Genomic DNA, 13,691 nt, shown 5'->3' on the forward strand with positions numbered 1-13,691 from the left:
AGCGGCGGCGGCGCGTCCAGGCGACCCGGCTGGCGGCCGGTCACGGCCAGATAGGCCTCGCGCGCGATCTCCAGCTGGCCGTTGGCGGCAGCCAGCGCGGCACGGGTCGCCGCCAGCTGCGCATCGGCCAGCGCCACGTCGGTCACGGTGATCTCGCCCACGTCGAATCGGTCCTGCGCAGCCTGGCGCTCGCTGGACAGGACGTCGACCGAGTTTTCCTGCAGCCCGACCTGCTGGATGGCCTCGCGCACGTCGAAATAGGCGACGGTCGCGGCCAGCAGGATATCCTGTTCGACCCCCACCAGCGCCTGTCGCGTGGCCAGGACCTGTTCCTTGGCCCCGTCGATGGCCAGCTGCGAGCGTCCGAAATCATAAAGCGTCAGCTGCGCGCCAAGGGACAGCGAGGTCGACCGCACGGTCGTACCCCCCTCGGTCCGCGAGGCGGACTGGCGCGCGACCCATTCGACGACCGGGCGCAGGGCCGCGACGGAGGCCGCGACATCCTCGTCGGCGGCGCGCAGGACGGCGCGGTTCTGTTCGATCAGCGCCGAATGGCGATAGGCCGCCACCATGGTGTCGGCCAGCGATTCGGCGCGGGCGGGCAGTGCCGCGGCCAAGGCCAGCAGCGCACCCCCTGCGAACCGCGCAAGCGGGGTCACAGTGCGAATCCGCGTTGCAGGCCGAACCCGGGCAGCATCGGCGCCTTTGCATTGAACGAATAGCGCCAGCTGAGCTGGCCGTTCTGCCGGGTGCCGATCCGGGCGACGCCCAGCGCGCCCTCGACGAACAGGGCGGCGACGCGGCCGCCCTCGCGCAGCTGCTCGACGATGGCGGCGGGGATGTCCTGGACCGCGCCCTCGATCAGGATCACGTCATAAGGGCCCTGCTTGGGCGCGCCTTCGGTCAGGGGGGCGTGCAGGACGGCGACGTTGTCGATGCCCGCCTCCGACAGGCGCTGTTCGGCCTCGGAGGCCAGTTCCGCGTCGTCCTCGATTGCGACGACGGCCTCGGCCATGCGGGCCATGACGGCGGCCGAGTAGCCGTAGCCGCAGGCCAGGTCCAAGACCAGCTCGTCGGGCTGGATGTCCAGCGCATCGACCATCTTGGCCAGAGTCCGCGGCTCCAGAAGGACGCGGCCGTGGCCGATGTCCAGGTTCTCGCCGGAATAGGCGACAGAGCGGCGGCTGGCGGGAACGAACTCCTCGCGCGGAATGGTCAGCATCGCGTCGATCACCGGGAACTTGGTGACGTCACTGGTGCGCACCTGCGTGTCCACCATCGTCGTGCGGCGCGCGGCGAAATCGCTCATGTCGGGGAACCTCTGCTGGACCTGTTTGGCCGACTATTGCCATGTTTCCCGCAGTTGGGCAACGCAGGACATCGGCCCCGCGCTTCGCGTCTTGCAAGGGTCGCGGCAATCCGCTAGGACACGGCCACTCTCGACGGCGGCGGGTTGGCGGAGAGGTTACGCACCGGATTGCAAATCCGTGAAGACCGGTTCGATTCCGGTACCCGCCTCCACCTCATCCTGACCGAGGGGACCTTCCTGCATGATCTATGACGCCACGACCCGCATCGCCGAGGCCGCGCTGTGCCTGCGCGCGCGGTTGGGCGGATCGCGGGCGCTGCGTGAGCGTCTGGTCTGCACGGGCGCGCCCGGCCCCGCCGCGATCTGGCTGCATGCCGCATCCGTCGGAGAGCTGACCTCGGCCCGCGTGGTGATCGAGGCACTCGCCGCCCGCCACCTCCTGACGGTCACCACCAACAGCGAGACGGGCCGCGCACTGGCGCAGGACTGGGGCTTGGCCGCGCGGCTGGCGCCTCTGGATCTGCCCGGCGCGCTGGCCCGGTTCCTGGATGCCGCGCGCCCCACGCTGGCGATCACCGTCGAGGGAGAGTTCTGGCCGCTGCGGTCGCGCCTGCTGGCCGAACGCGGCATCCGCCAGGCGATGATTGGGGCGCGCATGTCGGAACGGTCGGCGGGCACCTGGGCGCGGTTTCCGCGCATCATCGGGCCGATGCTGGGACGCGTCGCGGCCCTGTCGGCGCAGGATCAGGGCAGCGAGGCGCGCCTTTTGAACCTGGGCCTGCCGCACCGCGCGCTGCTGCCGCGGCTGGACCTCAAGCTGCTGGCCCCGGCGGCGCAGCCCGTGCCCCCGGACAGTGCGGCCCGCGACCGGGTGATCCTGGCGGCATCGACGCATGAGGGCGAGGACGGGCCGGTGCTGGACGCCTTTGCCGCGCTGCGGGATGCCCGGCCCGACCTGCGCCTGATCCTGGCGCCGCGCCATCCCGACCGGGGCGATGCCATCGCGGCACTGATCGCGACGCGCGGCCTGTCCTTCGCGCGCCGCAGCGCGGGCGCGGACGATGCGCCGTCGGGCGGCGTACTGCTGGCCGACACCTTGGGAGAGATGGCGCGCTGGTACGCGCGCGCCGGGATCTGCATCATCGGCGGCAGCCTGCAGGACCATGGCGGCCACACCCCGTGGGAGCCCGCGGCCCATGGCTGCGCGCTGATCCACGGCCCCCATGTCGGCAACTTCGTCGAGGCCTTCGATGCGCTGGACGGGCACGGCGCGGCGCGACCGGCAGGCGATCTGACGGCGACCCTGTCGCGGCTGACCGACACGCCCCACGAGGCCCGTGCGATGGGCCGCGCGGCGCGGGCCGTGCTGGTGGACCGGGCGGGCGATCCTGCGGTGCTGATCGCGCGGCTGGACGATCTTGCACGCGCCCCCGGCGGACCCGATATAGGGATCATCTGACAGGAGTTGTTGCGATGATCCGCTATGCCTTGCGCTGCGACCAGGGGCATGATTTCGACGGCTGGTTCCGGTCCTCGGACGGGTTCGAGGCGATGCGGGATGCGGGTCAGGTCGGCTGCGCGGTCTGCGGCGCGACCAAGGTCGACCGGGCGCTGATGGCCCCGGCGGTCAGCGACAAGACCCTGACCGCCCCGCGAAACCCGGCCGAGGCCGCCTTGCAGGCGCTGCGCCGCAAGATCGAGACCAGCTCCGACTATGTCGGCCTGTCCTTCGCCGAGGAGGCCCGCGCGATGCACGAGGGCACGCGGCCCGCCCGCGCCATCCATGGAGAGGCCCGCCCCGAGGATGCGCGCAGGCTGATCGAGGACGGCGTTCCCGTGGCCCCCCTGCCCTTCGTCCCGCGTCCCAAGACGAACTAGCGCCGCCCCTTGCGGTTCGCGCGCACCGCCCCTAAAAGCCCCGCCGACGCACATCCTTTGGCTGGAGGCCCTTGATGCCGCTTCTGGTAATGAAATTCGGCGGCACCTCGGTGGCCGATCTGGACCGGATCAAGAACGCCGCCCGCAAGGTGCAGCGCGAGGTCGAGCGGGGCTATGACGTGATCGTCATCGTCAGCGCCATGTCCGGCAAGACGAACGAACTGGTCGGATGGGTCGAACAGACCTCTCCGCTGTTCGACGCGCGCGAATACGACGCGGTGGTCAGTTCCGGAGAGAACGTGACCGCGGGCCTGATGTCCCTGACCCTGCAGGAGATGGGCGTGCCCGCACGCAGCTGGCAGGGCTGGCAGGTGCCGATCAACACGACCGCCGCCTATTCGGCCGCGCGCTTCGTGGACATCCCGCGCAAGAACCTGGACCAGAAGTTCGCCGAAGGCTTCAAGGTCGCCGTGGTCGCGGGCTTTCAGGGCCTGTCGCCCGAAGGCCGCATCACCACGCTTGGCCGCGGCGGATCGGACACGACCGCGGTGGCGTTCGCCGCCGCCTTCGATGCGGAACGCTGCGACATTTATACCGACGTAGACGGGGTCTATACCACCGATCCCCGCATCACCTCGCGCGCGCGCAAGCTGCCCCGCATCGCCTTCGAGGAGATGCTGGAGCTGGCATCCCTTGGCGCCAAGGTGCTGCAGACGCGGTCGGTCGAACTTGCGATGCGCTACAAGGTGCGCCTGCGGGTGCTGTCCTCGTTCGAGGATACCGACGAAAATTCCGGCACGCTGATCTGCGATGAGGATGAAATCATGGAATCGAAAGTCGTCAACGGTGTCGCCTCGTCGCGCGACGAGGCCAAGATCACCCTGGTCACGGTCGAGGACCGTCCCGGCATCTCGGCCGCGATCTTCGCGCCGCTGGCCGATGCGGGCGTGAACGTCGACATGATCGTTCAGAACATCTCAGAAAAGGACTATGACGATCACCCGGGTTCGGTGACCGACATGACCTTTTCCGTGCCGATCAACCAGGTCGAGCGCGCCAAGCGTGCGATGGAGGAGGCCCGCCAGGCCGGCCACATCGCCTATGACGAACTGGTCGTCGACACCGAGGTCGCCAAGGTGTCCGTCGTGGGCATCGGCATGCGCAGCCATGCTGGCGTCGCCGCCCGCATGTTCAAGGCGCTGGCCGATGAAAACGTCAACATCAAGGTCATCTCCACCTCCGAGATCAAGATTTCGGTGCTGATCGATCGGAAATACATGGAACTGGCCGTGCAGGCGCTGCATGATGCCTTCGAACTGGAGAAGGCATAACGCCCTCTGGTTGGTTCCCCGGTCGGGGACACGCGTAACGGCAGAAGGCGGGGCAGGCGATGCAGGATCGCACCGACAGCGACTCTCGCAAGCTGCTGAAGCGGCTCAAGGAAATCTTGGCCGCGGCGGGCGGTGGGCAGGATCGGCTTGACCAGATCACCCACCACATCGCCGATTCGATGGGCACCGAGGTCTGCTCGATCTATCTGTTCCGCGATGCCGACACGCTGGAACTGTGCGCCACCGAAGGGCTGCGCCCCGAGGCCGTCCACCAGACCCGGCTGCGCCTGGGCGAGGGTCTGGTCGGCCGCGTCGCCCGAACCGGGCGCAACGTGAACACCGCGAACGCCCCCGCCCAGCCCGGCTTCCGCTTCATGCCCGAGACCGGGGAGGAGGTCTTTCCCGCCTTCCTGGGCGTGCCGATCCAGCGGGTCGGGGAACGGCTTGGCGTCCTGGTCGTGCAATGCGCGACCGCCCGGCAGTTCTCCGAGGACGAGGTCTATGGGCTGGAGGTCGTGGCCATGGTCCTGGCCGAGATGACCGAACTGGGCGCGTTCCAGGGCAGCCAGTCCGACAGCCTGCCGCTGGCACACCGCTTTCCGCTTCTGGTGCGCGGCGCCACCGGGCAGGAGGGCGTTGCCGAGGGGCGCGTCTGGCTGCATGAGGCGCGTGTGGTCATCGCCAACCCGGTTGGCGACGACCCCGACAAGGAGCTGGCCCGCCTGCACGAGGGCGTGGAGACCCTGCGCGAGACGGTCGACAGGATGCTGGGCGCGGTCGACATGGGCGACGGCGATCATGCCGCGGTCCTGGAGACCTATCGGATGTTCGCCCATTCGCGCAGCTGGCTGAAGCGCATGGAGGAGGACATCCGCCTTGGCCTTTCGGCCGAGGCCGCGGTGGAGAAGGAGCAGTCCGGCGCCCGCGCCCGGCTGGAGATGGCCGCCGACCCCTATCTGCGCGACCGCCTGCACGATCTGGACGACCTGTCCAACCGCCTGCTGCGCATCCTGACCGGACAGGGACACGACACCGGCGCCGAGATGCCCGAACGCCCGATCCTGGTCGCCCGCAACATCGGCCCGGCCGAACTGCTGGAATACGGGCGTCGGCTGAAGGGCGTCGTGCTGGAGGAGGGATCGGTCGGCAGCCACGCGGCCATCGTCGCCCGCGCGCTGGCCATTCCGCTGGTCATCCACGCCACCCGCATCACCACCGAGGCGCTGAACGGCGACCCGATCCTGGTCGACGGCGATCAGGGCGTCGTCCACCTGCGCCCCGAGGAAACCGTCCACAAGGCGTTCCTGGACAAGATCGCCATGCAGGCCGAGGCGCAGGACCGCTATGCCGACCTGCGGGACCAGCCCGCCACGGGCACCTGCGGCACCACCATCCAGATGTTCATGAACGCAGGCCTGATGGCCGACCTGCCCTCGCTGGAGGGGTCGGGCGCCGAGGGGGTGGGCCTGTTCCGGACTGAACTGCAGTTCCTGGTCCGCAGCCACGTCCCCCGGCGCGCCGAGCTGGCCGGTCTGTATGCGCGCGTCATGGACAACGCCCAGGGCAAACCGGTGATGTTCCGCACGCTGGACATCGGGTCGGACAAGGTTCTGCCCTACATGAAGCCGCAGGACGAACCGAACCCCGCGATGGGGTGGCGCGCGATCCGCGTGGGCCTGGACAAGCGCGGCGTGCTACGGATGCAGCTGCAGGCCCTGATCCGCGCCAGCGTCGGCCGGCCCCTGCACGTCATGTTCCCCTTCATCGCGGACATCACGGAATACGAGGCCGCGCACCGCATCCTGATGCAGGAGATGGCGCGCGAACAGCGCCTGGGGCATTCCATGCCCAGCGACATCCGCGTCGGCGCCATGCTGGAAACGCCGTCCCTGGCCTTCGCACCCAAGCGGTTCTTCGAGATGTGCGACTTCATCTCGATCGGCGGCAACGACCTGAAGCAGTTCTTCTTTGCCGCCGACCGCGAGAACGAGCGGGTCCGCCGCCGCTATGACACGCTGAACGTGTCGTTCCTGTCGATGCTGCGCCAGATCATCGCGCGCTGCGCCGATGCCCGCGTGCCGCTGTCCTTTTGCGGCGAGGATGCCGGGCGGCCGGTCGAGGCGCTGGTCTTTGCGGCCCTGGGCATTCACCGCCTGTCGATGCGGCCGGCGTCGATCGGACCGGTCAAGCACCTCATCCGGCGCATCAGCATCGTCGAGCTGGCCCGCGTCATCGAGGAGGCCGAGGCCGAGGGCCTGACCAGCGTGCGCGGCCCCGTGACGGCCTGGCTTGCACGACAATGAACCGATAAGGCCGATTCCTGCTTGCCCGGCGGGCCCATATCGGCCGATAAGCGAGCAAACCGCCCGGCACGCTTGCTGCACTGCGGCGTGCCGCGTATATTCGCTTATCCTTGTCGAGACATCCCCGGATATGAAACGTCGTCAATTTCTCAATGCTGCCACCGCCCTGGCTGCCGGTGGATCGCTGATGGCGGTCCCGGCACAGGCCCAGGCGCCTGCCGAAGGCGTGGACCCCGCAGCCTTCGGGCCCCCTGCCCCGCAGCCCTTCGACTTCGAACAGGTCGCGACGCTGGCGCAGGAACGGTCCGCGCGCCTTTACGTCCAGCCGGTCGCGGAACTGGTCGGCAGCTTTGCCAACCTGGACTATGACCAGTATCGCGGCATCCGTTTCCGCCGCGACCAGGACCCGCTGGCGGGCAACGCGACCTTCCGGGTGGATCTGCTGTCGCCCGGTTCGATCTTCTATGAACCGGTGCAGATCAACCTGGTCCGCGACGGCGTCACCCGGCCGATCCCGTTCGACCCGGCGCTGCTGGAATTCGACGAACGCTATTTCCCCGACGGCCCGGACCTGAACACGATCGGCAACATGGGCTGGTCCGGGTTCCGGATGCGCACGCCGCTGAACCGCCCCGGCGTCATGGACGAGTTCATCGTCTTTCAGGGCGCCAGCTATTTCCGCGCGGTGGCACGCGGCACGCTGTACGGCCTGTCCGCGCGTGGCTTGGCCATCAAGACCGGCAGCCCCGACGGCGAGGAATTTCCGCTGTTCACCGATTTCTGGATCGTCGAGCCCAAGCCCGGCGCGGAAAGCGTCCGCATCTATGCGATCCTGGACAGCAAGTCGGTCGCGGCAGCGTTCCAGTTCGACGTGACGCCCGGCGCAGTGACCATGGTGCGGACCCGCGTCGCGCTGTTCCCGCGCGTCGATCTGCGCGAGACGGGCCTGGCGCCACTGACGTCGATGTTCTGGTTCAGCCCGGCCAGCCGCCGGGTCGTCGACGACTATCGCCCCGCCTGCCACGACAGCGACGGGCTGCAGATGCAGACCGGTGCGGGCCAGTCGCTGTGGCGCGGGCTGATGTCGCCGCGCAACCTGCAGATCAGCAGTTTCGTCGACACCGATCCGCGCGGCTTTGGCCTGGTCCAGCGGCCCCGCGACTTCGAGACCTATCAGGATGCCGAGGCGATGTACCATCTGCGTCCCTCCGCCTGGATCGAGCCCGAGGGCGATTGGGGCGCGGGCGAGGTGCGCCTGATAGAGATCCCGGTCGAGAACGAGTTCAACGACAACATCGTCAGCTACTGGCTGCCCTCCGACACGATCCCCGGCGGAGAGCGGACCGAGTTCCGCTATCGCCTCAGCTTTGCGGGGCTGCCGCCCAGCAACCTGCCGTTGGCCAAGGTCCGGCAGGTGCGGTCCGGCCGGTCGATCAATGTCGAGACGACGCGCAGCTATATCATCGATTTCGATCTTGGCATGTTCCGCGAGACGCTGCCCAACTATCAGGTCAGCGCGTCCGAGGGCCGGATCGCGCATGCCTATCTGAAACCGCTGCCGGAGCAGGGCGTGCTGCGCCTGGCATTCGAATTCGAGCCGGGGCGGACGCAGCTGTCCGAACTCAGCGCGCTGCTGACCGATCCCGACGGCCTCGCCCTCAGCGAGACCTGGCTGACGCGCTGGACAGCATGACCATGGACCATGACATGACGGCCGGTCGTTCCGACGCGCCGGCCGTGGCACCCGTTGTGCCGCCTCTGGCGCCGCTGACGATGCCCGTGCAGGATTTCGCGCGCCACCCGCAGGCGGGGCCCGCGCGGCGCATGAACAGTCTGCGCGTCTGGCTGGCCCGGCTGATCACCTTCGGCGGCACCGCGGTTCTGGCGGTCGTGGGCTTCTGGCAGATGCTGGCAGCCTTTGGCGCGGACCCCACGCCGATGCAGATCGCGCTGCTGGTGCTGTTCGTGCCGACCTTTGCCTGGGTGGGCTTTTCCTTCTGCGGGACGCTGGCCGGGTTCCTGGCCCCCCGCCTGACCACGCCGGACGGGCCGAACGATGCCCGCGTCGTCGTCGTCATGCCGATCTATCACGAGGATGTCGCGACCAGCATCGGTCTTCTGGTCGCCCTCGCCCGAGAGCTGGAGGCCGAGGGCATGGCCGACCGGACCGAGATCTTCGTGCTGTCGGACACCCGCGACCCCGCCATCGCCGTCAACGAGACGCTGGTGATCGACCGCGCCCGCGCCCTGTCGCCGCTGCCCCTGTGGTATCGCCGCCGCCTGTCCAACGACGATCGCAAGTCGGGCAACCTGGCGGAATTCGTGCGCCAATGGGGCGGACGCTATGACCAGATGGTCGTGCTGGACGCCGACAGCGTGATGTCGGGCGCCACCATCCGCGCATTGTCGGCGCGCATGTCGGCGGACCCCCAGGCGGGCCTGATCCAGACCATGCCCATGCTGGTCGGCGGAGAGACGATCTTTGCCCGCCTGACCCAGTTCGCGGGTCGCGTCTATGGCCCGATGATCGCGCGCGGCGTGGCCGCGTGGTCGGGTGATACCGGCAACTACTGGGGTCACAACGCGATCATCCGCGTCAGCGCCTTTGCCCAGGCCTGCGGCCTGCCCCGCCTGCCCGGCAATCCGCCCTTTGGTGGCACCATCCTCAGCCACGACTTCGTGGAGGCCGCCGCCCTGTGCCGGGCCGGATGGGCCGTGCGCCTGGATCACGACCTGCGCGGCAGCTATGAGGGATGCCCGCCCACGCTGCTGGACATGGCCGTGCGCGAACGCCGTTGGGCGCAGGGCAACCTGCAGCATTCCCGCCTGCTGGGGGTCAAGGGCCTGCGCGGTGTCAGCCGGGCGCACATGATCATCGGCATCATGGGCTTTCTGATGAGCCCGCTGTGGCTGGCCCTGATCCTGGTGGGTCTGGTCCTGTCGGCCACCGTGCTGCTGTCGACGCCGGAATATTTCCCCAACGCCTATCAGCTGTTCCCCGAATGGCCGGTCTTCGACAGCCGCCGGATGCTGTGGCTGTTCGCCATCGCCATGGGCCTGCTGCTTCTGCCCAAGTTCATCGCGACCTTCCGGGCCTGGGCGCGTCCCCTGGCGCGCAACTCCGGCGGCCGCGTACGCATCTTTGCCAGCGCCATCTTCGAGACGGTCCTGTCCGCGCTGATCGCGCCCGTGCAGATGCTGGTCCAGACCCGCCAGATCTTCGAGATCCTGTCGGGCCGCGACAGCGGTTGGAACGCGCAGACCCGCGCCGGATCGATGCCGTCCTGGGGCGTGGTGCTGCGCCACCATTGGGCGCATGTCGTCCTGGGCCTGGGCACGCTGATCGTGCTGGCGACCTTCTCTCCTGCCCAGCTAATCTGGCTGTCGCCGATCCTGGCGGGGCTGATCCTGTCGCCTCTGACCTCGCGCCTGTCGGCCAGCCCGGTCTTCGGCCGGTGGGCACGTCTGCGCGGCCTGCTGGTCACCCCCGAGGAACGCGATCCCCCCGCCATCCTGACCGAGGCCGCGGCCATCAGCCGGTCCCTGCCCCAGGCCATGACCGGGCGCGACAGCCTGCTGCGGCTTGGGTCCGACGCGGACCTGCTGGCGCGCCATGTCGCGATGCTGGCCCCCCTGCCCGACGACCTGCCCCGCGCGGTCCGCCTGGCCCGGATCACCGCCGGCGCCAAGATCGAGCATGCCAGCGGACAGGTCGCCGCCCTTGACGACATGGATCGCACCGAAACGGATGCCATGCTGCTGGACCCGGCCCTCCTGACCCGGTGGAGCCGGTTGCCCGCATGAACCGTCTGATTGCGCTGGATATGCTGCGCGGCTACGCGCTGGTCAGCATCATGATCAACCACATGCCGATCTCGGTCCTCCGGGGGACGACGCTGCCGAACTTCTCGATCTTCGATGCGTCCGAGATGTTCGTGCTGCTGTCCGGCTTTCTGGTGGGCCTCGTCTGGCGCAGCGTCGAAACTCGCGAGGGACGCCGCATGGCCCAACGCCGGTTCGCCCGCCGCGCGTTCGAGGTCTGGCGCGCCATGCTGATCGGCGCAGTACTGATGGCCCTGCTGTCGGCGGCCCTGTTGGCGCTGGATCGTCCGCACACGGCGATCTGGAATCAGTACGCGATCTGGATCCTGGAGAACCCGTTGGGCTTCGTCGGCACGGTCGCTACCTTCTGGGTCCAGCCCAACATCATCGATGTGCTGGCCGTCTACGTGATTCTGATCACCCTTTCGGTGGTCGTGGTGCCGCTGATGCTGCGCTGGCCGCTGATCGTGGCGTTGGGGTCGGTCCTGCTGTGGTGGCACGCGCCCGAACTGAACGCGATGATCCCGAACCACCGGACCGAGAACGGCTTCCTGTTCAACCCGTTCGGCTGGCAGATGCTGTTCTATACCGGCACGGCGATCGGCCTCTATCGCCAGACGATCATGGCGGTGCTGTGGCCGTGGCGGCACGTGCTGACCGTGCTGGCGATCGGCATGTTCGCCTTCGGCAGCGCCATCGTCATCGGCGCCCGGATCGGAGAGCCCGCGCTGGCTTTCCGCCAGGCGCTGATGCAGGTCTATGGCACCATCGACAAATGGAGCCTGGACGGCACCCGCTATCTGGCGATCGTCGCCGCCGCGTGGCTGGTCTCGGTCCCCCTGGCACGGCCGATGGAATGGCTGGCGGCCACCCGCCCCGGCGTCGCATTGCAGCAGATCGGCAAGGGCGGACTGTTCGCCTTCGTGGCCTGCGTGCTGCTGTCGGTGCTGGGCGACGCGTTCCAGATGACCCCCGCGGACCAGCCCACTTGGCGGCGTCTTGCGGTCGATCTGTGGGCCTGCGTGGCGCTGTGGTGGGTGTCGGCCCTGTGGCTGGAGCACGGCGCCCCCTGGCAGCGTGCCCGCAAGGCACGACGGGCCTGAATCGAAAAGGCCGCCCGTGACGGGCGGCCTTCTTGCTGTCGCGCCGGCGGTTCAGCCCACCAGTGCGCAGGCGTTGCGCTGATGGCGTTCGGCCATCTTGCGCACCATCCTGTTCTGCGGAAGATCGCGTGCAGGAAGGGTCGCGCGACCCGCATCGACCAGGTCCGGAAACAGGGTCAGCAGCTCCTGCCGTGCGGCCGGGCCGACCATGCGCAGGGCCTGCACGCCGGTATAGAGCGATTCGGTATCCGCCCCGTTGGACCGGATTACCTCGTGGCGGTCGAACATGATGTGGAAATATTCGACCTCGGCCAGATCGGTGGCCAGTTCGAACCCGTCCAGCGACAGCAGTTGCTTGGCGGCGACCAACACCTCGAACGTACCGAACATGCGCTGCGCGATCCGGGACCGCACCAGCACCCGATGCTGGGGAGAGACGATCAGATCCCGGGACGGTGTGTTGATGCCTAGGGCACCTGCCGCGATGCGGACCGGCGTCAGGCGCGAATTGCGCGCCAGCGCCACCGCGGACAGGCGCTGCGATCCCGTCCAGCGCAGCGGCTGCGCCCCGTTGTCGCGCGTCATGACCAGATCGCCCGGGCGAAGGGTCTGGACGGCCACCGGCCCATCCGGCGTGTCGATCAGGGTGCCGGCGGCAAAGCACACGATTTCGATATCGTCATCCGCCAGCACGAGCGTCCCGTCACCGCTGATCGTGGTGTTGATCACGGCGGTATCAAGCACCTGCTGGGTCAATCCTGTGACCTGCGGCAGCGCGGCACGCAGAGCCCCAGTCGGGTCCAGCCCTGCAATGGTTTGGTTCACCTCGTTGAGCGGAACCGTCACGGTCGTGTTCACACCAAGGACCCGAACAGTGAGGGTCGCCTGAAGGCGGTCTGCGGTCAGGGGCTGATCGCTGATGAAATACACGTTGCCGTCATTGTCGCGGAAATAGTCGACGTCCACTGGATTTACCTGCAGGCGGACGCCGTTGGTCAACGCACCCGACAGCTGACCGATATTGGCGGCCGCTGTCGACAGGACGCCGGACCCTAGATACGTGCCCGGCAGGGGCTCTCCATCGATGATCGGCGTCAGGAACTCACCGGCTGTAACGGTGTTCGGTCCGGTCTCATCGTCCTGGACGCGATAGCCGTCAAAGGACTGGCCGGCGCCGAAATCATTCAGCACGGAGGTGGGCGGCAGCGTCACCACCGGAGAGTCGACGGTTCCGGTAATGGTCGTGCCTTCAAGTTGGGTAAGGACGGGCATGGGCGTCTCCTTGGAACAGGGGCGTAAGAGGTCCGTCCCCGCAGAACAGCTCTGGGGGCCAATCAGGTAATCGGAATTGCCGGGGCGCCCGAAGGCACCCTTCAGGGGTCAGTAAGCGATCGGCCAGTGCGGGCACGGGGGATGGGGTCGGATGCCGTGTCGCATGGTCTGGCCTCGCTCCGATCGGGGCCCGTGCGCAAATACTGCAGTGGCCAAGTGCAGGACCGCGACGGCGACCCTGTTAACCTTCATTACCACATTATGTACGCGAAGATGCATGACCAAGAAAGAACCGAACGGTACGGTTCCAGTCGAGATGGGCTGCAACTCTAGCAGTGATACGTTCAGAGCGAACGAAATCTGCTAAGGACACGTCGCCTCTCACCAACGTGAATTATCGCTGAAACGGAGGTGAAACGTACCGAAATGTTTAGATAAAATAATTGCAGACAGTGCAGAAATTCTTAAAGGTGAGCAATTTAAACTCTACGCACTCCTGGGTTGTAATATCTGGAATCTTCGCAAGACGCTGATTATCACTTTATCGTGACTACCTACTGAAGCAGCACATCAGATCATTGGACTTGCCCGGCTTTTGTAGAGTGTTGATTTCCACCCAGAACTGAGCCGGGTAAGCGCATAATTTCCACTGAGAAGTGAGCCATGTGAACCT

At 67.6% G+C, this 13,691-nt stretch carries 10 protein-coding genes and 1 tRNA gene; 8 read left to right on the top strand and 3 right to left on the bottom strand.

Annotation, left to right across the window (positions count from 1 at the left end; genetic code table 11):
* Both FHD68_RS13595 and FHD68_RS13600 read right to left on the bottom strand, forming a co-directional pair.
* Positions 1-659 (bottom strand): TolC family protein (locus FHD68_RS13595; RefSeq protein WP_244297864.1); only part of this gene is annotated, 659 nt, incomplete at its 3' end.
* Positions 656-1,309 (bottom strand): protein-L-isoaspartate O-methyltransferase family protein, encoded by a 654-nt coding sequence (locus tag FHD68_RS13600; protein ID WP_045981477.1) that lies wholly within the window; start codon positions 1,307-1,309, stop codon positions 656-658. The genes FHD68_RS13600 and FHD68_RS13595, both read right to left, overlap by 4 nt.
* A 138-nt stretch (positions 1,310-1,447) precedes the next feature.
* Here FHD68_RS13600 and FHD68_RS13605 point away from each other — a divergent pair.
* The 8 genes from FHD68_RS13605 (at position 1,448) to opgC (ending at position 11,746) form a co-directional block, all read left to right on the top strand.
* Positions 1,448-1,521, top strand: a tRNA-Cys gene (locus FHD68_RS13605).
* 29 nt (positions 1,522-1,550) lie between these two features.
* The gene (locus FHD68_RS13610) at positions 1,551-2,768 is read left to right on the top strand and encodes a 3-deoxy-D-manno-octulosonic acid transferase (RefSeq protein WP_127897966.1); all 1,218 of its coding nucleotides are present in this window, start codon (positions 1,551-1,553) and stop codon (positions 2,766-2,768) included.
* A gap of 14 nt (positions 2,769-2,782) precedes the next feature.
* Complete coding sequence (locus tag FHD68_RS13615) at positions 2,783-3,187, top strand: DUF1178 family protein (protein WP_127897965.1); 405 nt, start codon at positions 2,783-2,785, stop codon at positions 3,185-3,187.
* Positions 3,188-3,261: 74 nt separating this feature from the next.
* A complete protein-coding gene (locus FHD68_RS13620; protein ID WP_045981474.1) occupies positions 3,262-4,518 on the top strand; it encodes an aspartate kinase in 1,257 nt (418 codons plus the stop codon).
* A gap of 59 nt (positions 4,519-4,577) precedes the next feature.
* Positions 4,578-6,821 carry a phosphoenolpyruvate--protein phosphotransferase gene (gene ptsP / locus FHD68_RS13625; RefSeq protein ID WP_127897964.1) on the top strand — a complete coding sequence of 748 codons (2,244 nt, stop codon included), beginning with the start codon at positions 4,578-4,580 and terminating at the stop codon, positions 6,819-6,821.
* A gap of 187 nt (positions 6,822-7,008) precedes the next feature.
* The gene (locus FHD68_RS13630; protein WP_239441280.1) at positions 7,009-8,514 is read left to right on the top strand and encodes an OpgD/OpgG family glucan biosynthesis protein; all 1,506 of its coding nucleotides are present in this window, start codon (positions 7,009-7,011) and stop codon (positions 8,512-8,514) included.
* Positions 8,511-10,625, top strand: a complete 2,115-nt coding sequence (gene mdoH / locus FHD68_RS13635; protein WP_139085988.1) for a glucans biosynthesis glucosyltransferase MdoH — start codon at positions 8,511-8,513, stop codon at positions 10,623-10,625. The genes FHD68_RS13630 and mdoH overlap by 4 nt, the downstream gene beginning before the upstream one ends.
* Positions 10,622-11,746: an OpgC domain-containing protein gene (gene opgC / locus FHD68_RS13640; protein WP_045981540.1), complete on the top strand. Its 1,125-nt coding sequence runs from the start codon at positions 10,622-10,624 to the stop codon at positions 11,744-11,746. The genes mdoH and opgC overlap by 4 nt, the downstream gene beginning before the upstream one ends.
* A 51-nt stretch (positions 11,747-11,797) precedes the next feature.
* On the opposite strand, the gene FHD68_RS13645 is transcribed toward opgC, so the two are convergent.
* Positions 11,798-13,018 (bottom strand): Hint domain-containing protein, encoded by a 1,221-nt coding sequence (locus FHD68_RS13645; RefSeq protein WP_139085991.1) that lies wholly within the window; start codon positions 13,016-13,018, stop codon positions 11,798-11,800.
* Between the last annotated feature and the right edge of the window lie 673 nt (positions 13,019-13,691).

Origin of the sequence: Paracoccus marcusii (assembly GCF_006151785.1) — a bacterium.
Classification (GTDB): domain Bacteria; phylum Pseudomonadota; class Alphaproteobacteria; order Rhodobacterales; family Rhodobacteraceae; genus Paracoccus; species Paracoccus marcusii.